Origin of the sequence: Paenibacillus sp. FSL P4-0176 (assembly GCF_037975265.1) — a bacterium.
GTDB classification, from domain to species: Bacteria; Bacillota; Bacilli; order Paenibacillales; family Paenibacillaceae; genus Paenibacillus; species Paenibacillus amylolyticus.
Window position 1 is genome coordinate 5,805,788 of record NZ_CP150242.1, and the last position, 20,480, is coordinate 5,826,267.

Here is a 20,480-nt window from a genome sequence, read left to right on the forward strand (position 1 = left end):
TTGATCATACCTTACGGAACCTGCAAGGTTTACATTAGGGATGTGATTACAGTAACTTTTGGAGGCGAATGATCGTGAAGAAAGAACATGGTAATAAACAGGTCTATTTTGTAGGCGGCGGCATTGCATCTTTGGCGGGTGCAGCTTATCTGGTTAGAGATTGTGGCTTTCCTGGAGAACACATTCACATTATCGAAGAAATGCCGATTCTCGGCGGCAGCAATGACGGTGCTGGTAATCCCGATCAAGGATATATCATCCGCGGCGGACGGATGCTCAATGACGAGGCCTATGAGAATCTGTGGGAGTTGCTGGCTTCCATCCCTTCCATCGACCGTCCGGGCATATCTGTCCGACAGGAAATCACCGAATTTGACGATGCCAATCCCACACATTCCAATGCACGGCTCATTAACCGTGACGGCAAGGTCGAAGATGTGCTCTCCATGGGTTTTGATATGGCGGACCGGTTGGCGATGGGCAAACTGATTATTACTCCTGAAGACACGCTGGGTAAATTGCGAATCAACGACTGGTTTGGCCCTCATTTTTTCAAAACAAACTTCTGGTATATGTGGGCGACCACCTTCGCTTTCCAGCCTTGGCATAGCGCCGTGGAATTCAAAAGATACATGCTTCGCTTTTTTCACGAATTCCCAAGAATTCAAACGCTGGAAGGTGTCACCCGCACACCGTTCAACCAATATGACTCGATTATCCTGCCATTGCATAACTACCTGGAACCGTTTGGCGTTGATTTCACGCTGAAATGTACGGTTACCGATCTGGATTTCAAAGACGGAGACGGCATTACGGTAAGTCGGATGCATGTGCTCAGGGGAGGTGAAGAGGAAGTCATTGACATCCTCGAAGGTGATCTCGTCATTGTCACAAACGGTTCGATGACCGAAGGGGCCGATATCGGCTCCATGACTTCCGCACCGAAACTGAACGGCAAGGGCAGCTCATGGAAGCTGTGGGAGAACATTGCCGCCAAGAAACCGTTGCTGGGCAATCCTTCTTCATTTAATGATCATGTGGATGAGTCCAAATGGGAATCGTTTACGGTCACCTTCCAGGATTCGGTCTTCTTTGATCTGATGGAGAAATTCACACGGAACCGGGCAGGCACCGGGGCGCTGATTACTTTCAAGGATTCCAGCTGGTTCATGTCTGTTGTTCTGGCCTTTCAACCGCACTTCCGCGGTCAGCCGGAGCATGTAAACGTATTCTGGGGATACGGATTATTCCCGGATAACGTGGGCGATTACGTGAAGAAGAGAATGTGCGACTGTACAGGGGAAGAGATTATGCAGGAGTTGATCGGCCATCTTCATTTTCAGGAACATCAAGAGGACATCATGGCTACCGCCAACTGCATTCCTTGCATGATGCCATACATTACAGCGCAATTCATGCCTAGACTAAACAGCGACAGACCGAAGGTTGTACCTGAAGGCTCCACCAACCTGGCCTTCATCAGCCAATTCTGCGAGATTCCCGATGACGTGGTATTCACAGAAGAATATTCGGTCCGAGCAGCACGAATCGCGGTATACACTTTACTTGGAGAAAATCGTCCAATTGAGCCGATCAACCAGTATCAGTATGATGTCCGGACGCTGTTCAGCAGTTTTGTGACTTCGTTTAGATGACCACTTTTCATGAGGATTCAGACATTAGATGAATGAAGGAATGTTGGATGGATCTGTGGATGGGGATAGATCTTTGGAGATATCTATAGAATTCGGTGAGTAACTTTGTGATCTTTAGGAAGCTTTGTTATCTTAATTCTACGGATAGTGCCAAGTTAGTAAGATATGAGTTACTACATGAGTTAGCTTCAGAAGCTTGCATCCCCGTTGAACGAGTTAATGAGTGAATATGGTTGTTGCTAAACTGATTAGTCGTTGTATAAAGAAAATAGAGAGAGTTCCGTCAGCGATGACAGGACTCTCTCTTTCGTTTACTCGTGTACTATCTAAGTCCAACCCATAGCTTTCATCGAGATTGCCAACTGTCGTCTAAAGAACCTCACAAACCTTATTACTTGAAATTTCGCAGGTTTGAAAATCTAACGAATCGTAGACATCTTATTTGCGCTTTAGACATGTTTAAGTAACGAAATATCGTTAAATTGCATTAAATAGCGTGTCTGAGATTCGTTACATTTTCTATGACTGCCAAATCATTGGAATAAGGCTTCACAGATTCGTTAGCACTACTCACGCTGCTTATTACAGCCTACATATCACACTTCGCTTATGTGCGGAATGTTGTGAACTTCAGCATGTGCACAAGCTTGGATAAATGTGCGATCTCCTGCTGGACTCCAGCGGTGTCCGTACCTGCCATTGCCTGGTTCGCTCTCAGCGTTCTGCGCGTGTTCAGCATACCTTCGATCAGTTTCATGACTGTGTTGCGTCCACGATGATCGACAATCATATACTTTTTGCGTGCATCCAGCTCTACCCATAAGATGTTGCTGAATGATGTGAACAGATGCCTGCGGTACAGCTCCATATCGGTCTCATTGTAATGCTCGCCATAAAAGGCATAATATCCGTGTATGTGTAACTTCTCCGCCAACACTGTGATGAACGGATCATGTTCGAGCATAGCGTTACGTTCCATGTTTCACGCCTCCGTTATGCGTGATCCGCAGATCCCGTCTTTTTGAGATCTATTTTAACATATTGTGCAAGGTGTTGCCTCTACACAGATGCAAGCCAAGTTTTAACTCCGAAGACCGATGCATCACAAATGAAAGTTATTAGCACGATACTAATTTTCTAAATCTAATATGACTCGCCGATCTGTCTGCCCTTCACCCACACACCCTCAATATCCAGCTCCGCGTTCAGCAAAACGATATCTGCCTGTTTTCCTTGAGCCAGGGAACCTGTCCGGTGATCAATGCCCAGCAGGCGTGCCGGGGTCAAACTTGCTGCACGTGATGCAGCGTTCAGGCTCAAACCCACTTCCTGTACCAGGTAACGGAAACCGCGAATCATTGTCAGTGTACTTCCCGCCAGTGCGCCGCCGTCCTTCAGTCTGGCCTCGCCATGCTTCACGATTACGGGCAGGTCACCGATCTTGTATTCCCCATCATTCAGTCCCGCAGCAGACATGGCATCTGTAATCAACACAAGTTGATCATCATGTTGCTTCAGCTGAGCGAGGATCGAGATCGCCGCAGGGTGTACGTGAATACCATCGGCAATCACCTCAGCACTGATGCGCGGATCACTCAGCACGGCTCCGGCAGCCCCGGGTAGCCGATGATGCAACGGTGTCATGGCATTGAATGTATGAACCGCATGATGCAGTCCGGCTTCCACTGCCCGCTCCACCTCTTCATAGGTCGCATCCGTGTGACCGAGTGCCGCTGTAATCCGTTGTTCTCGCAGCCATGAAATGACTTCCAGCGCGCCTTCACGTTCCGGTGCCAACGTAACTTGACGGATCAGGCCAGGATATTGCTTCTCCCATGCTTCGAGCCAGGATACATCAGGCAGTATGATATGTTCCGGATTTTGCGCACCAGGCCATTTCGGACTAAAAAACGGACCTTCCAGGTGCACACCCTCAAGCTGCGCATATGGCATTTCACTCGAACGATAGCGGTCGACTTCAGCAAGTACGCTGTCCAGATGCTCTTTTGGAGCCGTCATGGAAGTCGCAAGCATCGCTGTTGTGCCCTGCGTACTATGGAAAGAAGTGATCTTGTCCAACACCTCAGGGCTTGCGTCCATAAAGTCTTCTCCGTTCCCACCATGCACATGGATATCAATGAATCCAGGCACAATGAGGCCGCGTTCCGGTACAGACAGCGGCAAAGCCTCTCGCCGAATCTGTTCAGGAAGACCTTCCGGTATCCCAGCATAGAGGATTTTTCCATCCCTCCAAGCTAATACACCGTCTTCCAATATCTCATCTGCAAGGAGCAATTTGCCCCGAAGAAGAGAAATATTTTCATCACGCTGTCTCCCAGGTTCATGGCTATTCGCTCCAGTCATCTCACCAGCCTCCCTGCCGCACGGTCCAGCAATACCACCACATTTGGATGACATTGCAAAAGCGATGCAGGACAGGCCGTTGTGATTGGACCCATAAAAGCTTCGCGAATAATCTCGGCTTTTTCCTCGCCACGCGCAATGAGCAGAATTTGTTTGGCTTTCAAAATGGTACCGACACCCATCGTAATCGCCTGAGCGGGAACCTCATCGATGCTGTCGAAGAAACGTGCGTTTGCCTTTCGCGTCTCGTCTTTCAGATCCACGACATGTGTCCGCCCAGTCAGCTCCGTTCCCGGTTCATTGAAGCCAATATGACCATTATGTCCGATGCCCAGCAGTTGAAGGTCTACCGGTCCACGATCGTCCAGCCTTTGTTCATAGGAATTACATTCCTGTTCCAGATCTGCAGCCTGACCATCAGGCACTTGCGTTCTAGCAATATCTATATCGATATGATTGAATAATTGTTCGTTCATGAAACTGCGGTAACTTTCGCGATGTTCTGTTGGAAGTCCGACATACTCATCGAGATTAAAAGAAGAAGCCTGTGAGAAGCTGACAAGCCCCTTCTGATATAACGTGATAAGCTGTTTATATATGCCTACAGGAGAACTTCCTGTCGCAAGCCCCAATACAGCCCGTGGTTTGGTCTGCAACAAGCTGGCAATGAGGCCAGCACCTGTAGCGTTCAAATCTTCTTCATTTTCAAAAATGCGTATATTCATCTTCATCTGTCAGGCACCTCCGTTGTGTTGGACTCGATAAGATTGCACATTGTGATAGGATTGTTCCAGTCTGGGGATAAAACGGTCGAAGTCGGCACTTACCATACCTGTGAACAAAATATCGACCACATGCAGCAGTGCAATACGTGAAGCCATATCTCCACGCCTCATGCCTTCTTCCAGAGAAGAGGTGAATAGTGGGATATCCGATACCGTTGCAAGCGTGTTGCTGCCATAGGAAGTCAGTGAAATCGTAGAAGCTCCGGCCTGTTTGGCACAATGCAGGGCATCGATGGTCTCTGGTGTTTCGCCTGAATAGGATACGGCCATCGCCACATCTCCCTCAGCGAGCGAAGATGCGGATGTAATCTGCATGTGTGAGTCGGAGAAAGCCGTACAGCTTTTGCCGATCCGCACCAGTTTCTGATAGAAATCCTGTGTAACAATCGAAGAGGTAGCCACACCGTACAGATCGATGCGGCGAGCCTGGCACAATAATTGCACTGCTTGCTCCAATCTGCCCAAATCCAGCAAACGAGTGGTATCTGCAATAGACGCGAGGTGGTTGGCTTCGATAGCTTCAACAATTTTGGATAGGGAATTGCCCGCTACAATATCCTGATACGCCGTTTCATCAGATGCGTGGGACAATTCTGCGGCGAGTTTCATTTTGAAATCGGGAAAACCTTTGAAATGAAACGACTTGCAAAAGCGGGTTACCGTCGCCGCACTTGTGCCACTCTGCTCTGCCAGATGACTAATCGTCCAGCCGGGAATGTCCGATGGAGATTGCATAATGACTTCGGCGATACGTCGCTCCTGAGCCGGAAGGTTATTCAGTTCTTGCTGCAACGCACGTAATATGGCTGCCATGAGGACCTCGCTTTATGAAAATTATTTTTATTTATTTTTAATAAATTAAGAAAATTATTTTTATAACTTTATTCTAATCAAGACGATCCTGCAAATCAAGAGGAATTTCCCATGGCTTTTGCAATATCAAAAAAAGGAGCAATTCAATGAATCGAAGACAACGGGAAAAGCTCATTCCTTCCATCTGGATTATGGCTTCCAAACAAACAGAAGGACACGCCTATTATGCCCTCTATGCTATCGACTGGAAACGCGGAGGTCGGTTGAGTTGGGAAGGTTGGAATCACCTTGAAGATCTGCTGCAATTTCATATTCCGATCAAACGAAAAGCTGGAGGAAGGAAATCCGCTTCCCAGCCTGCCGCAAAAATTGCGAAAAGAGCACTCCATCTTCATCTGAACGAAGCACAATTTGAGGAATTGGAGCAGCTCTTTTATCAGCCATTTTCGAAGAAAAAATGGAGGACGTTCCTTCAAATGAATAGAAATCAATAAGTGTATGGATTCGGTTGTTTCATTTTTTCACGCTAAAACAAAAAAGCCTCTTCCTTCTTTAGTTTAGTTAAAGAATAGGAAAGACTTTCGCGGTACTAAGATTCAATTCGTTTTAATGCAATTTCCATTCAACTAAACGCTCAACTCAAGTTAACTCGGTCTAATTCATGTCATCATATCGTTTTAAGAATTTGCTGGCTAAGCCGGGTACAGTCATTTGATGGACCGATTGATTCTCAATCTCCTCCGCCAAATCGTCATCTGTGAGAGAAACGAAGAACGTAATGTCTGCTTTGGTTTGACCATATCGGGCAAAAACTTCATCTGCTGTCTCATTCACAACTTTGGCAATGATTCGAATGATCTCATCTTTATACTTCTGGACATCCTCTGTTGCATACAACAATCGACTGATATGGTTAAAGTGCGTCTCCTCGCCATATTGATATTCGGAGCAGCCCCATCTGTAATAGATCTCGTCCTGCTCGCTATCACACAGCCCTTGCTCATTCATACTCGAAATATGCCCAGCCAGGGATTCCTCTGTATTTACCGCCAAAAACAGGGTAACCCAATCACTGTCTGTTCCAAAGGCACAAGCATATACTTTCTCATCCTGCACTTTAGACAGCGTTTGTTCCAGATCGGGTAGAAACCCCGCTCGAAATTGGTTTTCAAATTCATTTAAAAAACGGTCCACTCAGCTCATCCTTTCATGCTAATACAGTTTAAGATTCAATTGTCTGTTCAAACCATAAATTAATTGGGCCCAAAAACTTTAACGAGATATTCATATCCCCGCCCTGTTGCTATATAGGTCTCTCAATAACTACAAGGTACCACATAATTACAAATAACGTGCTTACTTCCTACACCCTTAAACAACTATGCTATAATAAAAATACGACTATCCAAGCGAGGTGACGCCGATGAAATGGGGAGAGATTACTGAATTACACCCAGATCGTTTTGTGCTTGTGGAAGCAATCAAGGCAAGTTCCAGCAACCGTGTCCGTCAACTAGAGGATATAGCGGTTATTCAAAACTATGATAATCCTCAAGAAGCCTGGAGCGGTTATAAAGAACTGCACAAGCTCCATCCGACACGCGAGTTATATGTATTTCATACGAGCAGAAGCGATGTTGAGGTTGTAGAGGAATTTTTCTCAGGAGCCTCATGCAAAAATGACTTTGAATTAATGAATGTCCAATTTTCAACATAAGCCATGTAATGATAACCTTTGATGGTTGTCGTTGCGTGGCTTATTTTTGTACACCATGGTTGGGTGACTCAATCCCGGAACAGCGGATCATCTGATGTAATAAACTATAAATCAGCAGCAAAAAAGCCTTGCCCCATTCTTCATAACAAAGAATAGAGAAAGGCTTTCATGCTGCTACTTAATCCTAACTGTAATTCGCAACTAAATCTTCAGTTCTCCAAGCTTAATCAGCTCGACAACTGCCTGCGAACGACCCTTAACATTGAGTTTCTGCATCACATTCGAAATATGGTTACGCACCGTTTTCTCGCTGATGAATAACTGCCCTGCGATGTCACGCGTTGTTTTGTCTTGAACCAGTAATTCGAATACTTCGCGTTCACGGTGGGTCAACAAAAATTTGCTTTTATGATCGATACCCTTCAATGTTCACCCCTCCTTGCTCGGGTTGTGTTGGTGTAACAAGGTTAAGGGGATACAGTCAACTCATCTTATGTCAGGTCAAGGGCGTTGGTTCAGTTTTATAAGAAAAATGGGCAGTAAACATGTGATTCATTGTCCAAAGAGAACGTGAGCAGTTGTCTATATATTTGAGATTATGTAAAACAAACATGCCCCTGCAGCGGATGTTACCATCTGCGCAAAGGCACACTTGTTCATGTCAAAAAACTACCGATTCATTCGATTCATGACACCACCGTTGTGATTACGGTTCATCAGGCCATCGTCAAGGATGCCATCACGGTTATTCGTATCTGTTCCGTTCGTTGGGAAAATGCGCTCCACCATCGATTGGAACGTATCGATCATGCCACTAACGGGCTTACCGTTACGAATATCTGTGGCATAGTTCTCGACATGCTCCACAAAGTCTGGATTGGCTGATACATATACATTCTCGATATTTGGTGCAAACTGTTTGATTTTGGCTGAAATCTTACCCTTAATCTCAGCTGATGTGTTATCGTCCGTGCTATCTACACGTTGTCCTTCACTTTTCATACCATAATGCCCATCGTCTGTCCCACGTGCTTTACCGCTATTTGTCAGACCACGCATCATGCCAACGGCGCCTGTGCCCATGGTTCCATAGATGCTGCGGTCATTCCCCATATGGCTGCGATCCGTTGCCGAATTTGTGTTCAGTCCTGGAGCAATTCCACTAGTGCTGTACGGAGACATTGTGCCCGTACCACCATTCACACGCATACCACCCATATCGTGATTCATGTTGCCTCCACGCATGGTATCACTGGCATGATTACGCATCGTTCCATTCAGCATGCTCGTACGACCATTGGACTTGCTTTCCAACTTGCCTGCATGACCATCTGCCAAACGAACAGCCACATAAGCATTACGATCCGTTAACATGACACGGGCGGATTTTACTTCCTTCATCTCCGTGATGCGTTTTGCCAGCTCTTCACTGGATTTCAGGTCAGTGACATTATGCATGCGATAACTTTTCGCACGGATGCCATCCATTCCATTTGTTTCCACACCATAACGGTTAATGCCGTTGGCTTGCTGACGAACACTTTGCGTATGCATATTGTTGGTATCCCGATTCGTGCCACATCCTGTCAAACCGGCCATTACAAAGATTGCAGTAGATAATGATAACGTAATAGCTGTTGCCTTTTTGACTGCTGGCATGTACTCATCCTCCAATGTTTGTTGGTTTTGGTCACAAAGATAGGATGCGCTTCTGTACGTACCGATATGCTGAAAGGATATGGTACCTTACCCTGTAGATTCAGGTATTCTGGTTTTGGTCTTTGTTTAGAAGTCTTTGGGTTTTGATCTGTGGACAGTGAAATTCTTCGCTATATAAAATAAAAAAACAGTGCTGCTTGTTCGCAGCACTGCCTCGAAATCATATTTGCATTTCAACACAATAATATCACTTATCCTCCGCCCCGCTCATTTCCCGTCTGTTGATGAGGAAGTCGTTTCGTCCTTTGGAGAACTCGATGACTCTTCTGAAGAAGTTGTGGATGCTTTAATTGTATCCGGGAATTTCTCGGCTTCCGTTAGACTTGTCGCATCCATGCCATATGCCCATTGACCATCCGGTGTAATGACCCAGATCTGATCCGATTCGGATGGCACCGTAATTCCCCGATATACATCTCGAACTTGTTGCCCATTGACCGTCTGTTCAACAGACAGGGTGAATCGGGGAACCGAATTCTTCAGCTCGGACGCTTTGCGCACATCATCTGCTGTCGACAAGTTTTTGATTTTGCCGATAAGAGATATGGCATCTGTGGCTTCAATCGTTTTTCCATTAAGTGTCCAAGTCTGCTCTGCCGCATCGTTCTCCGATGCCGATGTTAACATCCAGGTAGCTGCTTCACCTTCCCACTCTAGAGACTCAACATTAGTCTCATCCATGTTAAAAGGTGTAGTGTCTAATAAGTCACGACGAGACAAAGCTATGCTGGTAATCGCCTCTGTCTGCACGGCAACCACAGGGCCCGAATCAACACGCACATAACGTGCATCATCTGCTGGAAGCTGGCCGCCAATAGCCAGTTTGATCTCCCGATTATCTTTGAGTTTGATATCCATACGTGTAGCATCTGTTCCTAATCCGTACTTATCCAGATCCGTCGGCGCTTCTTCCACCACCAGTTCCTGATTTGCACCACTCAGAGCATCCAGCCAGCTGCTTACACTGTAACCGTTCAGAGGATAGGCTTTTGGCTCAACCATCTGCCATACGCCATTATCAAGCGTCAGGGTCGAAGTTGCTGCTGTACCGGATGTCTCCTCCGTTGTGTCATGTATCGTGATGGATTGGATATCCCCGGATTGAATACCAAGCAACTTGGCTTGCATCGCTTCTTCTTCCCGAAAATAATTTTGACTGGCCGCGTACACCCAGCCCACAATTAGTACGATGACCACCAGAATCGTTGGAACCCATTTTCTCATACTCGTCTGCGCCTCCACCATAAGAGTACACCAATAATAACAAAGATGAGTGGGAATGCTACAATAGCCACGAAGAAAATCGTTCTGGCTTGTTCGCCATTCAGGTATGCCATCTCATACCCAGCTTGTACCCTTGGACGAATCGTCAATCCATTTTCTTTCTCACTCAAATAGTTTACCGTATTCAAAATAAAGTCCCGATTGCCACCATTCGCAATTTCCGAATCCTGCATGAAAATGGACGAACCCAGAATAACTGCCTTCGGTTTACCATCCGTCGTATCGGCTGCATATCCTAATTCAACGGGTCCCTGAATGTCCTCTTCGGCATCATTGGTTGTTTCATTCTGCAATAAACCGCCGATATTCGTCTCCCCATAACTGTCATTCGAAGAATGCATTAAAGGTGAAAGCGTATATTTATCCTGTTCTTTGCTGGTCAACGCAATCGACAACGACAACATCGGATACAATTGGCTTGCAGCAAGTTTGTCCGTAATTGCATGTGTACCATACTCCGGCACCACCCAGAGTGGTCCCATCGTACTGGCTTGCTGATTATCCACCATGACCGCATGCTCATCAACGACGCCATAGTCAGCCATGAGGGCATCGATGTTTTTCCAACTGGATTTCATATCTTCCACAAATCCGAGGGATAATAATAGCTTGCCTCCATTACTCAGATACGTGCGAATGGCTTTCATTTCCGTATCACTGAGATCACGTTGTGGGCCAATAATGGCCAGCACATCTGCATCTTCGGGAACCTTACCAGCTTGATTCAGCTGTAACTCTTCCGTCTGCACATTATTTTGTTCCAAGGAGGATTGCAACGTAGTCATCTGAGCGAGACTTAACTCTTCATGTCCAGTCAAAAAGACCATTTTGTGCATCTCCGTGGATGACATATTCATGAGCGCCTGCGTAAGTTTTTCCTCACCTGTGAATTGATATGATCCGTCACTTCCGTCCCCTGTCGCGGTGAACAAACTGGCGATATCAATCACTTTGTGTTGATCTCCCTGCTCCAGCACAATGGAGCTGCCTGTTATGCCGTATTTGGATGCAAGCGCAGGTTCCTGCGTCAGATTATACTGTTTTAGCTTCAACTTGCTATTGCGTTTCGTGTATTCCTCAACCATATCCGTGACCTCACGGTTCAAGACGGTGTTGTTGGCATTTTCGACCGTTAACACCAGAATGTTGACGTCATCCTTCACATTTTTGATCGCAGTAAGAGACTGGTCAGATAACGTGTATTGTTTGTTCGAGGTCAGATCCAGCTGGAAGCCGCCAAGTGAATTCAGGAACAGTGTTAGCAAAATAAAGATGCCAATCACCGCTACGGACAGCACGGTACTGTTGGTATGACTTAACCATTTTTTCATCTTCTCACCTCCACCGCTTCCGTTCCACAATTTGAATGCTTAACAGCAGAAACACACCCGAAAGGGTGACATAATACAAGATATCCGGCCCACTAAGCACACCTTTCATGAAACTGTCGAACCGGTTGGTCAGAGCAAACTGGTCCAGCCACTGCTGTAAAACAGAACCTGTATTGCCTGCGAATGAATCAAGCATCCACAAAACGAGCAAAATAATAAAACCCGCCACCGCAGACACCATCTGATGCTGGGATAATGTAGAAGCGAACAGTCCAATCGCCATCATGCTTCCGCCCAGGAAAAATAACCCCAGCGCAGACATCCATACCGTCGTCATATCCAATGTCCCATAGAACGACATGATGAAAGGGTACACGAGACTGCACAGGATGAGCACGACCAGAATGGCCAGAGAAGCAAGATATTTGCCAAAAATAATTTCTGTTACTCGTGCCGGAGAAGTCAGCAACAATTCATCCGTTCCTTGTCTAAATTCCTCTGCAACCAGTCGCATCGTTAACAACGGCACGACAAACAGCAGCATGGACAACGTATCGCCTAACACGAGACGATAATCGACAATACTCGGCTGGTAATATACAAAGCTTGAATAGAACAGCAGACTGGTCATCAGTACATATACGGCAAAAGCAAAATAGGACGTTGGTGACAGAAAATAAGCTTGCAGCTCTTTATTGCATACCGCCATCATTCGTCTCATTTGGAGTCCTCCCCTTTGCGAGCTTGGGGCGAAGCATCGGCTGATGTACCAACTGATGTTCCCGATATACTCGACGAGTCGATGTCCGAAGTTACGTCCAGATCCATCTCTGCCCCAACAACCTTATCCACATCTGCCGAATTTGCGTCTGTGTCTGTTGCCTCGGTTGTCGTCAGCTTCAGGAAGATTTGCTCCAGGCTCAGGTTCTCCTTCTTCATCTCCAGTATCGGTAATCCTGCACCTGACAAAAGGTAGAACAGCTCCTCCCGGAAATCTTCCGAGTTTTCTCCAGTAAGCAGCATTTTAACCGTATCCGCTGAATCTGAAGTAAGTGAAGTATCTTTGCTGGTATTCACATCCGATGCTTGAATGACTTCACTCCGCACCTTCTCCCATGGTGTCAGCACATTATGTAATTGCTCCGCAGTGGCCTTCACTTCAATCGATACCTTGAACTGATCCCCCATTGCTGATCCGAAATGCTGAGGTGAACCATCCAGCACGAGCTGTCCCTGATTGATGATCAACATTCGATTACAGAGCGTGCTCACTTCAGGCAAAATATGCGTACTGAGCAGCACCGTATGGTTCTCGCCCAATTCTCGGATTAAATCCCGGATCTCGATAATCTGGTTTGGATCAAGGCCCGATGTTGGCTCATCCAGGACCAGTAGATCCGGCTTGTGAATAATGGCTCCTGCCAGCCCGAGGCGTTGCTTATATCCTTTGGATAACCCACGTACCATTTGCCTTTCCCGACCCTGAAGTCCCAGTCTGCTAACCATCTCACTGACCCGCAGCTTAACCTCACGTGCCGGGACATCTCGCAAATTGGCTACGAATTTAAGATAGGACTGCACCGTCATATCCGGATACAGTGGCGGAGTTTCAGGCAGATACCCAATCTTGGAACGAACACGCTGACCCTGTTCATGCACCGATACCCCATCCACCATAATGGTACCCGCGGTTGGATGCAGATAGCCCGTAATCATACGCATCGTTGTTGTTTTTCCGGCACCATTGGGCCCGAGAAAGCCAACAATCTCACCACGTTCCATGGTGAAATCCAGTTGATGCACGCCGCGTTGCCCTTCGTAAACTTTGCTGACCTGTTTCACTTCGAGCACATCATTCATCCTTTCCCGTTAAAATACCCGTGCAGCATCGTTCGTTATATAAATTCAACTGAAATATTTACACTTGCACTCCGATGGCAGAATAACCTTCCGATCACTGTTATCCCCAGATTTTTTTGATTCCTTCATTCAGAAGGAAAAATCCGCTGATAAAGGTGACCGCTTCGCTTCTTCAAGTTATTTCTGCCCTCTCCGTTATCGTGTAAATGTTACGTTGAACTTATGTAATAGATGATGGGCACGGGAAGTTCCTTGTATATTACGTGAGCTATCCTAGCCTCAGCTTAATGACACTTAAAAGACAGCTTAAAAATATTTGTCCAAAATGTGAACATTCTGACCAACACCCACACCCTGCGCTTAAAGCCAACGTAACATAGAGTACAGGAGAATGTGCTCCTGACCAAAAGTCAGAGGGTGAATCGTGTGAAAGTATTATTCACGTTTTATGTTCCGAGCGGTGGCGTGGATACGTTAAATCGACTGCGCACCGCTGTTCTGAAACGCCATGGCATTGAAGCGCACCTATTGTATCTCAGCACAGGCTCGGGATTGCAGAACAACAGTGATACACCCATTTTCACCGCGTCCAGTGACGAGGATATCCATCATATCATTCATACTCATCATTATGATGCCATCATTGCCACTTCAGACATCGCTATGCCCGGCCGCTTGAGAGGACTTGGTTATACGGGACGAATTATTTTTGAAGCGCAGGGACTCGGAGCACGCGATCAAGCTCTGGAAACGATACAGATGGGTGTCCCATACCTCCAAGCTCATTGTGATGCTGCCGTTATACCTCCCACAGACCACCTGCTGGATATGTTCATTCATATCTGTCCCTGGCTTCATCGGTTTGTTATTCCCAACATGCTGGATACGGACACCTTCGCACCAATCTTGGTGGATACCCCACCCTATCCGGTGCTGGCTTGGGTAGGACGACTTGAACACAACAAAAACTGGCGTGAATATCTAATCATATCGAGTGAAATCGTCAAAAAAAATCCGGAAGCCAGACTATGGTTATTCCACGATCCAACTTTGGCTAATCCAGAAGATGAAGTCATGTTCCGGCACATGCTGGCAGAATACGGGCTTGAGGATCGGATTGGCATCTTTATCAATGTTCCTCATTCTCAGATGCCTGCATATTATTCCATGATTGCCGCTTCAGGGGGCATCATGTTATCCACTTCCCTGCTTGAAGGATTCGGTTATGCCGTCGCTGAAGCCATCTCTTGTGGCTGCCCGGTGCTCAGCACGGATTCGGATGGTGTGCGTTCATTTATCACACATAATAAGACTGGTAAGTTTTATCCAATTGGAAATGTAGAGGCAGCTGTAGCCGAAGCAAGGGACCTTATGAATAACAAGAAACTGCGTGAGTATATTCGCATTCAGGGCAGACAGCATATGAGCTTGTCTTTTTCACCAGATCGATATGCCATTTCTTTCCGTGAAATGATGACAGCACTACGAATTTTCCATTGAGCATAGCAAAAAAGGCAGTTCAGCAAAATTTCTCTGAACTGCCTTAGTATGGTTTTTATAGAGTCTTAGTGTCCCATCATCATCGCGGGATCAGGCTTGTCGCCATTTTGAAGTTCTTCTTCCGGCATCGGTTTTGGTTTCCGCAGAATCAGACTGAGCAAACATCCGAACAATGCAATACAAGCGGCCAGGAAGAACGTATCATTGAAACCAGCCACCAAACCATGCACGATAGCGGTCGGCTCTGTACTCGTTGTATTGTCTGCGATTCTTGAAGTCAGGAAGCCTGTAAGCCCTGCAACCGCAAAGGACACGACTACTTGCTGTGCAGCAGCCGTGAGCGGTGTAACCCGTCCAACCAACTTGCGCGGTGCAGCATTTAATACATGCGTATTGAGTGGCATCATGGACAAGCCCATACCCAGACCCATCATGACCAGAGCCGTTATAATCAGGCCAAGACCTGTCTCTGCCGTAATGGAGGACAGAATAAACAATGCTCCCGAAATAATACCCAGACCCACGAAGGCCAGAGGTCTAGCACCGATTTTATCAAACAACCGACCACCGAGCGGCATACCCACTCCGGAAGCCAACGCCTGTGGCAGCAGAATCAATCCTGTTTCCAGTGCAGTGTACCCTTTGATCTGCTGCAGATAAAGCGGGATCAGGATCATCGCACCGAACAGCGCCACTTGTGACACCCATGCAAGAATAATTCCCCGTGAGAAATCAGAAGATTTGAATACCCGGAGTTCGAGCAATGGATTTTGATGACGAAGCTCCACAATAATGAACAAAATGAGCGCTACACCACCCACAATGACACCCGTCAAAGTTGTTGCAGACGTCCAGCTCGTTCCACCCTCACTCACACCGTAAGCCAGCATCGAGAACGCAATTGGCGCCAGAATCATGCCGAGCAGATCCAGTGCAGGTGTGCGTCCACGATCTGTATCCGGCAAAAACTTGATACATAGAATGAAAGCTGCAATACCAATGGGCAAGTTAATCAGGAAGATCCAGTGCCAGCTCAGTGATTCAATAAACCACCCGGACAACACCGGACCTAACGCAGGGGCAAGCAGCATGGGAATTCCCAGCATCCCCATGATGGAACCTCTTCGCTCAGGCGGAGCCAGACGAAAGACCATCGCCATACCAATAGGAGCAACCATGCCTCCACCGAGACCCTGAATGATACGGTAAATGATTAATTGCTCAGGTGATTGAGCGATCGAGCATAACACTGAACCCAAGGTAAACATAGCAATGGTGAACAGGAATACTCTTTTGGCACCAAAACGGTCCGTTAACCAGCCTGCCAGTGGAATAACTGCAGACAAAGCCAAGGTGTAACCCGTAACCGTCCATTGGATCGTTTTAAGATCCGTCTCAAAATATTGAACCAGATTTGGAATGGCCACGTTCACCACCGTGCTATCCAGAATAACCATAATCATTCCGACGATAATTGCCAGGAGTGGCAGTATAATGGCTTTAAGCGAAAACTCTGCCGGCTCCTGGGGTACTGCTGTTTGTTCTTTCACGTTCTCCACACTCTTTTCCAGCCAGTAGATCGCAGCCTTATTCATGCGTCTCACTCAGCCTATATTGACGACTAATTTCAAACTATCGTTTTAAATCGTCGTTTTAAACTTTCGTTTAATACTGATCTAATTCTAATGAAAATACCTTTGCTGTCAAGCTATTTTTTCAGACAATTCTACTATGGATGCACCACAAAAAAAATGGAACAGGCACCTTCCCTGCTCCACACGTTGGTTAATCATGATTATGCAATGATGTCCATATCAATCTGCAAGCTTCATCATCTGATATTCTGACAGTATGCCCAATGTCTGACCGTGAATACTCCGGAAATACATTCGAATAACCAGATGATTCGGAGAAGAGCTGTTGCTGATGATCCTCAGCTCATAAGGCTCGGATGACACATCCAGATTATGAATGACCTGATTACCGCCCGCTCCCCCCGAATTTGACGTTAGGTGAAAAAGGTGTCGGTACAGTTCTCCGTGCATACTGGCTCCACCAACAAATACATCCGTCCCTTCCTCGCCGCCCACATAGGCCAACTCCACATCCATGTACTTGATGGGAACAAATGTCTGTAACAGATTCTCATGAATCTCAAGTAAATATACCGCCACTGTAGATCCCTCCTTCGGAGCACATGAACCTTCCTGTACATAGGATATGCTTCCTCTCGTCCATTGCCATTTGCATTCACCCATTTTCGACCAATTACACGGAAATGCCCGACCTTCCGGTCCTCTTTTTTCATAGAATAAAAGGATAGAAGCTCGGCCGGTGCAGGCCGTGACAAGGAGGTAGCTATGAAAGTTCTGCTCGTTACGTATTGGGAGCTTACACATATGGGAGGCATATGGACATATGTTAAACAACTGGCCGACAGGTTAATCGCACTTGGTGTAGAGGTTGATATCATGGGCACAAATGGTGCCAATAACGAAGTATATGTTCGTAATCTGAACCGCGCTTTCTCCAAGGATAAGGTGTGGCCCATGCTGCAAGCCAAACTCAATCCGACTGATCTGCCACAATTCACTGCCGATCCTCTTCTCGCTTATTATGAACTGAATAGATATGCCTTCGAGATGGCGGCCGCTTATCTGGGGGTGGACCACTATGATGTTATTCATGCGCAAGATCCGGTAGCTGCCGTAGCCATAAAACGCATCTTAAACCGCAATATCCCACTGGTTACAAGCTATCATGGCGCTCTTGCACGCGAAGCCTTTTACGATGCTCAAAATTCCAACCCACAGCTTACTCTCCCTTCATATTTGCAATCCAAGCGTGGACGTTATTTTCTCTCATTGGAAGAGCGAAGTGCAGCACAGTCCGAGCTCATTCTCGTGTCAAGCCACTGGATCAAGAGTACGCTTACAGAGCTTGCCGTTCCTGAATCAAAGTTCAGACAGATTCCCTATGCTGTAGATCTCCCAGCCTACCGTGCCTCAGCAGCTGTGAAGTTCCGCCAGCGACCACCTGCGGGCAAGAAAGTCATTGCCTTTACCGGACGACTTGAATACATCAAGGGCGTTCATGTGTTAATCAAGGCCTTAGCCAGTCTGAAAAATAAACGTTCCGATTGGGTCTGCTGGATCGCAGGAGAAGGCAATCTAACCGATGAATTGCGGTCACAGGCCGCGTCAACGGGTATTGGAGCCGATGTTGTGTTCTGGGGCAAGCTGGACAATATTCCTTCCTTCCTGCGCCATGCAGACATCTATGTTCAGCCCAGCCTGCAGGACACCCAGCCGTTCTCCGTTACCGAAGCACAACTGGCGGGTGTACCTGTTATCGTCAGTGGTACAGCCGGCATGCCTGAGATGGTTGACCCTGGACGCACAGGATGGGTTGTTCCTCCGCAGGATGTCGACTCGCTCCGTGAACTGTTGGATGCACTACTTGAGGATGATGTTACCCGGAGAACAGTGGGTGCGGCGGCGAAAGCCTGGGCTGAACAACATCGTTCACTGGAAGTGATGGGATTGCGTACATTTCAAGTCTACCAAGAGGCCATCTACAGAGGAGGACATACAATATGACGTTACTTGTACCAAGTGATCTATACAATCGCTGGTTTTCGACTCCAGTTTCCACACCTCACATCAACGTGGATTACGCTGTAATGAATGAATTGATGAAGAAGCTGCCTAAAGGATATGTATTTCCCGATCCTGCATCCATGGTGATCATGAATTCAAAAGATTGAGTTGTCCAATGATATGCCGTCTTTATATAACATGCCGAAATATCAAACAAGGGGTGTCCCATCTGTCATATGAATGACTGAGGACACCCCCTTCTCGTTTCAAATGTTTTCTAACGGACCGAGAACACGCTATTCCAGATCTCTCTAATCTGTCGCCAACTTGGAATACATATTCAGATCACTGAACGTTTCGCCTGCCCTCTCGTATGCTCTGAGGGTGCCTTCGTATGTGAAATTGAGCTTTTGTAATAGCTTGATAGAATTCACATTATCGGGGTCAACCTTTGCTTCCATTCGATTCAGCCTCATGGTCGAGAATGCATGAACTAACAAAGAAGAGATCGCTTCCGTAGCATATCCTTTCCCCCAGTGTGATCTGGCAATGTCATACCCAATTTCTGCTTTGAGATTGTCAAAATCCAGTGCATTATAACCACATGAACCTATGATTTCGTTGGACTCTTGCACAAGGATAGAGAACCGAATGGCCTTGTTTTCCTGAGCAAGATCATTCAGAAGATTAATCATGGCTATAGCTTGATTTTCATCCGTAAAATGAGTGATATTCATAAATCTAGTTACATCCGGATCAGACCAAATTTTAAACAAGCTGGCCGCATCCGATACGTTCATTTTTCGCAAATATAACCGTTCTGTGTATAACTCTGTAATCAATACTCTTACCTCCATTAGTTTATTAATAGTTGGGTTTAAGATATTGATATCTGCGCATAGTCCAGTCCCTTCCGTGTATGAATCATTTCATTATACAGAGACTTCAGCAATCGATCACCCTTTGTGTCCACGTATCTGTCCATAAAGCAAAAAAAGAGCTTCCACTTATAACACTTAAAAAGTGTTTCATAAGGGTGCTCTCCTGTCCATTTAACACCTATTCCATTCAGCCATCGTTGCCAAATCCATCTACTTCCAGTACCCGCCAACCTGAAGTAAGTTAAACAGAATAGGCCGATGCTTCTCTTGAACTTTTTCCATCTCGGCAACCAGTGCCTTGAAGTGACGTTTGGTTCCCATTGACTCATGCAATCGGTAACACATCAGAGGTTCATTGTAGTAGAACAGCTCATACATTGGAAACAGCCTCATCCACATCTCATAGTCATGGGTGTAGCGAAAATCAGTGTCGAACAGTCCAAACCGCTCGAATGCTTCCATCTCTAACATGACAGTACAGCCGTTGATCGGACAACCTTCCAGCAGTACCTGCAACATCTCCAGACGACTTCCCACTTCCGGATGCACCGTATCCAACCATTCACTCTTCTCATTCACATAATGGTAGGCACCATGGCAGAATGAAGCCTTAACCTCGCGCATAAACTTCAGTTGCTTCTCCACCCGATCCAGCAGCATCACATCATCTGAGCTGAGCCAAACAAAGTAATCCCCTGTTGCCTGCTTGATGCCCTCATTTAATGCTGTCGCGGTTCCACCGTTTTCTTTGCGAATATAGCGGATGGAATCCATGAATGGCTGTAGCCGCTCCACGTGCTCGGTTGACCCATCATCCACCACGATGACCTCGATATGCGGATACGTCTGGTGAATGGCACTGTGAACAGCCTGCTCGATATAAGCACAATTGTAAAAAGGAATGACGATCGATACTTTTGGCTCCATTCGGGCCTTCCCCTCCTCTTACTGTCTTAGGTAAAATGCTGCGCA

Annotated in this window: 21 protein-coding genes; 6 read left to right on the forward strand and 15 right to left on the reverse strand. The window is 46.5% G+C overall.

All coding sequences use genetic code 11. The annotated features are described in order from the left end of the window. Positions 1-68: 68 nt before the first annotated feature. The gene (locus tag MKY95_RS26830; protein ID WP_339195241.1) at positions 69-1,655 is read left to right on the forward strand and encodes an oleate hydratase; all 1,587 of its coding nucleotides are present in this window, start codon (positions 69-71) and stop codon (positions 1,653-1,655) included. Between the two features lie 607 nt (positions 1,656-2,262). On the opposite strand, the gene MKY95_RS26835 is transcribed toward MKY95_RS26830, so the two are convergent. From MKY95_RS26835 to MKY95_RS26850, 4 genes are all read right to left on the reverse strand, one after another. Then, positions 2,263-2,634 carry a hypothetical protein gene (locus tag MKY95_RS26835; protein ID WP_339195244.1) on the reverse strand — a complete coding sequence of 124 codons (372 nt, stop codon included), beginning with the start codon at positions 2,632-2,634 and terminating at the stop codon, positions 2,263-2,265. A 164-nt stretch (positions 2,635-2,798) separates the two neighbouring features. Then, positions 2,799-4,019, reverse strand: coding sequence for an N-acetylglucosamine-6-phosphate deacetylase (nagA, locus tag MKY95_RS26840; protein WP_339195248.1), 1,221 nt, complete (start codon positions 4,017-4,019; stop codon positions 2,799-2,801). After that, positions 4,016-4,744 carry a glucosamine-6-phosphate deaminase gene (gene nagB / locus MKY95_RS26845; protein ID WP_210109933.1) on the reverse strand — a complete coding sequence of 243 codons (729 nt, stop codon included), beginning with the start codon at positions 4,742-4,744 and terminating at the stop codon, positions 4,016-4,018. The genes nagA and nagB overlap by 4 nt, the downstream gene beginning before the upstream one ends. A 9-nt stretch (positions 4,745-4,753) precedes the next feature. Beyond that, the gene (locus tag MKY95_RS26850) at positions 4,754-5,617 is read right to left on the reverse strand and encodes a MurR/RpiR family transcriptional regulator (RefSeq protein WP_339195252.1); all 864 of its coding nucleotides are present in this window, start codon (positions 5,615-5,617) and stop codon (positions 4,754-4,756) included. A gap of 146 nt (positions 5,618-5,763) precedes the next feature. Between MKY95_RS26850 and MKY95_RS26855 the strand changes: the two genes are divergently transcribed. Next, positions 5,764-6,111 carry a hypothetical protein gene (locus MKY95_RS26855; RefSeq protein ID WP_338706931.1) on the forward strand — a complete coding sequence of 116 codons (348 nt, stop codon included), beginning with the start codon at positions 5,764-5,766 and terminating at the stop codon, positions 6,109-6,111. 160 nt (positions 6,112-6,271) lie between these two features. Here the strand turns inward: MKY95_RS26855 and MKY95_RS26860 are convergent, their stop codons facing one another. Next, a complete protein-coding gene (locus MKY95_RS26860) occupies positions 6,272-6,811 on the reverse strand; it encodes a DUF4303 domain-containing protein (RefSeq protein ID WP_036673481.1) in 540 nt (179 codons plus the stop codon). 229 nt (positions 6,812-7,040) lie between these two features. Between MKY95_RS26860 and MKY95_RS26865 the strand changes: the two genes are divergently transcribed. After that, positions 7,041-7,334: a hypothetical protein gene (locus MKY95_RS26865; RefSeq protein ID WP_051449941.1), complete on the forward strand. Its 294-nt coding sequence runs from the start codon at positions 7,041-7,043 to the stop codon at positions 7,332-7,334. A gap of 201 nt (positions 7,335-7,535) precedes the next feature. Here MKY95_RS26865 and MKY95_RS26870 read toward each other — a convergent pair whose 3' ends face one another. The 6 genes from MKY95_RS26870 to MKY95_RS26895 all read right to left on the reverse strand — a co-directional run bounded on the left by MKY95_RS26870 (position 7,536) and on the right by MKY95_RS26895 (position 13,519). Then, positions 7,536-7,760 (reverse strand): helix-turn-helix transcriptional regulator, encoded by a 225-nt coding sequence (locus MKY95_RS26870; RefSeq protein ID WP_017692532.1) that lies wholly within the window; start codon positions 7,758-7,760, stop codon positions 7,536-7,538. 243 nt (positions 7,761-8,003) lie between these two features. Next, a complete protein-coding gene (locus tag MKY95_RS26875) occupies positions 8,004-8,993 on the reverse strand; it encodes a YhcN/YlaJ family sporulation lipoprotein (RefSeq protein ID WP_051449926.1) in 990 nt (329 codons plus the stop codon). A 267-nt stretch (positions 8,994-9,260) separates the two neighbouring features. Beyond that, positions 9,261-10,277 (reverse strand): DUF4340 domain-containing protein, encoded by a 1,017-nt coding sequence (locus MKY95_RS26880; RefSeq protein ID WP_339195257.1) that lies wholly within the window; start codon positions 10,275-10,277, stop codon positions 9,261-9,263. After that, positions 10,274-11,668: a GldG family protein gene (locus MKY95_RS26885; RefSeq protein WP_282320351.1), complete on the reverse strand. Its 1,395-nt coding sequence runs from the start codon at positions 11,666-11,668 to the stop codon at positions 10,274-10,276. Before MKY95_RS26885 ends, MKY95_RS26880 begins: the two co-directional genes overlap by 4 nt. Positions 11,669-11,672: 4 nt before the next feature. Further along, positions 11,673-12,389, reverse strand: a complete 717-nt coding sequence (locus MKY95_RS26890) for an ABC transporter permease subunit (RefSeq protein WP_339195260.1) — start codon at positions 12,387-12,389, stop codon at positions 11,673-11,675. Then, entirely contained in the window at positions 12,386-13,519 is a 1,134-nt protein-coding gene (locus tag MKY95_RS26895) for an ATP-binding cassette domain-containing protein (RefSeq protein ID WP_339200054.1), read from the reverse strand. Before MKY95_RS26895 ends, MKY95_RS26890 begins: the two co-directional genes overlap by 4 nt. Positions 13,520-13,945: 426 nt before the next feature. Here MKY95_RS26895 and MKY95_RS26900 point away from each other — a divergent pair, with 426 nt between their 5' ends. Further along, positions 13,946-15,028, forward strand: coding sequence for a glycosyltransferase family 4 protein (locus MKY95_RS26900; RefSeq protein ID WP_307720256.1), 1,083 nt, complete (start codon positions 13,946-13,948; stop codon positions 15,026-15,028). Positions 15,029-15,093: 65 nt separating this feature from the next. Here MKY95_RS26900 and MKY95_RS26905 read toward each other — a convergent pair whose 3' ends face one another. After that, positions 15,094-16,623 (reverse strand): DHA2 family efflux MFS transporter permease subunit, encoded by a 1,530-nt coding sequence (locus tag MKY95_RS26905; protein WP_339195264.1) that lies wholly within the window; start codon positions 16,621-16,623, stop codon positions 15,094-15,096. Between the two features lie 219 nt (positions 16,624-16,842). Then, complete coding sequence (locus MKY95_RS26910; protein WP_076319754.1) at positions 16,843-17,202, reverse strand: hypothetical protein; 360 nt, start codon at positions 17,200-17,202, stop codon at positions 16,843-16,845. A gap of 186 nt (positions 17,203-17,388) precedes the next feature. Between MKY95_RS26910 and MKY95_RS26915 the strand changes: the two genes are divergently transcribed. Together MKY95_RS26915 and MKY95_RS26920 are read left to right on the forward strand one after the other, a co-directional pair. Next, positions 17,389-18,627: a glycosyltransferase family 4 protein gene (locus tag MKY95_RS26915; RefSeq protein WP_076319755.1), complete on the forward strand. Its 1,239-nt coding sequence runs from the start codon at positions 17,389-17,391 to the stop codon at positions 18,625-18,627. Beyond that, positions 18,624-18,794: a hypothetical protein gene (locus MKY95_RS26920; RefSeq protein WP_179086550.1), complete on the forward strand. Its 171-nt coding sequence runs from the start codon at positions 18,624-18,626 to the stop codon at positions 18,792-18,794. Before MKY95_RS26915 ends, MKY95_RS26920 begins: the two co-directional genes overlap by 4 nt. Positions 18,795-18,938: 144 nt before the next feature. Here the strand turns inward: MKY95_RS26920 and MKY95_RS26925 are convergent, their stop codons facing one another. Both MKY95_RS26925 and MKY95_RS26930 read right to left on the reverse strand, forming a co-directional pair. Beyond that, positions 18,939-19,469 carry a GNAT family N-acetyltransferase gene (locus MKY95_RS26925; RefSeq protein ID WP_076319756.1) on the reverse strand — a complete coding sequence of 177 codons (531 nt, stop codon included), beginning with the start codon at positions 19,467-19,469 and terminating at the stop codon, positions 18,939-18,941. 249 nt (positions 19,470-19,718) lie between these two features. Further along, positions 19,719-20,435, reverse strand: coding sequence for a glycosyltransferase (locus MKY95_RS26930; RefSeq protein WP_036605845.1), 717 nt, complete (start codon positions 20,433-20,435; stop codon positions 19,719-19,721). Between the last annotated feature and the right edge of the window lie 45 nt (positions 20,436-20,480).

What these genes read in the sequence shown, in the direction of transcription:
- MKY95_RS26830 (WP_339195241.1), top strand. Translation starts at nt 69, where the DNA reads ATGATCGTGAAGAAAGAACATGGTAATAAACAGGTCTATTTTGTAGGC.
- MKY95_RS26835 (WP_339195244.1), bottom strand. Translation starts at nt 2,634, where the DNA reads ATGGAACGTAACGCTATGCTCGAACATGATCCGTTCATCACAGTGTTG.
- nagA (WP_339195248.1), bottom strand. Translation starts at nt 4,019, where the DNA reads ATGACTGGAGCGAATAGCCATGAACCTGGGAGACAGCGTGATGAAAAT.
- nagB (WP_210109933.1), bottom strand. Translation starts at nt 4,744, where the DNA reads ATGAATATACGCATTTTTGAAAATGAAGAAGATTTGAACGCTACAGGT.
- MKY95_RS26850 (WP_339195252.1), bottom strand. Translation starts at nt 5,617, where the DNA reads ATGGCAGCCATATTACGTGCGTTGCAGCAAGAACTGAATAACCTTCCG.
- MKY95_RS26855 (WP_338706931.1), top strand. Translation starts at nt 5,764, where the DNA reads ATGAATCGAAGACAACGGGAAAAGCTCATTCCTTCCATCTGGATTATG.
- MKY95_RS26865 (WP_051449941.1), top strand. Translation starts at nt 7,041, where the DNA reads ATGAAATGGGGAGAGATTACTGAATTACACCCAGATCGTTTTGTGCTT.
- MKY95_RS26875 (WP_051449926.1), bottom strand. Translation starts at nt 8,993, where the DNA reads ATGCCAGCAGTCAAAAAGGCAACAGCTATTACGTTATCATTATCTACT.
- MKY95_RS26880 (WP_339195257.1), bottom strand. Translation starts at nt 10,277, where the DNA reads ATGAGAAAATGGGTTCCAACGATTCTGGTGGTCATCGTACTAATTGTG.
- MKY95_RS26885 (WP_282320351.1), bottom strand. Translation starts at nt 11,668, where the DNA reads ATGAAAAAATGGTTAAGTCATACCAACAGTACCGTGCTGTCCGTAGCG.
- MKY95_RS26890 (WP_339195260.1), bottom strand. Translation starts at nt 12,389, where the DNA reads ATGAGACGAATGATGGCGGTATGCAATAAAGAGCTGCAAGCTTATTTT.
- MKY95_RS26905 (WP_339195264.1), bottom strand. Translation starts at nt 16,623, where the DNA reads ATGAATAAGGCTGCGATCTACTGGCTGGAAAAGAGTGTGGAGAACGTG.
- MKY95_RS26915 (WP_076319755.1), top strand. Translation starts at nt 17,389, where the DNA reads ATGAAAGTTCTGCTCGTTACGTATTGGGAGCTTACACATATGGGAGGC.
- MKY95_RS26920 (WP_179086550.1), top strand. Translation starts at nt 18,624, where the DNA reads ATGACGTTACTTGTACCAAGTGATCTATACAATCGCTGGTTTTCGACT.
- MKY95_RS26930 (WP_036605845.1), bottom strand. Translation starts at nt 20,435, where the DNA reads ATGGAGCCAAAAGTATCGATCGTCATTCCTTTTTACAATTGTGCTTAT.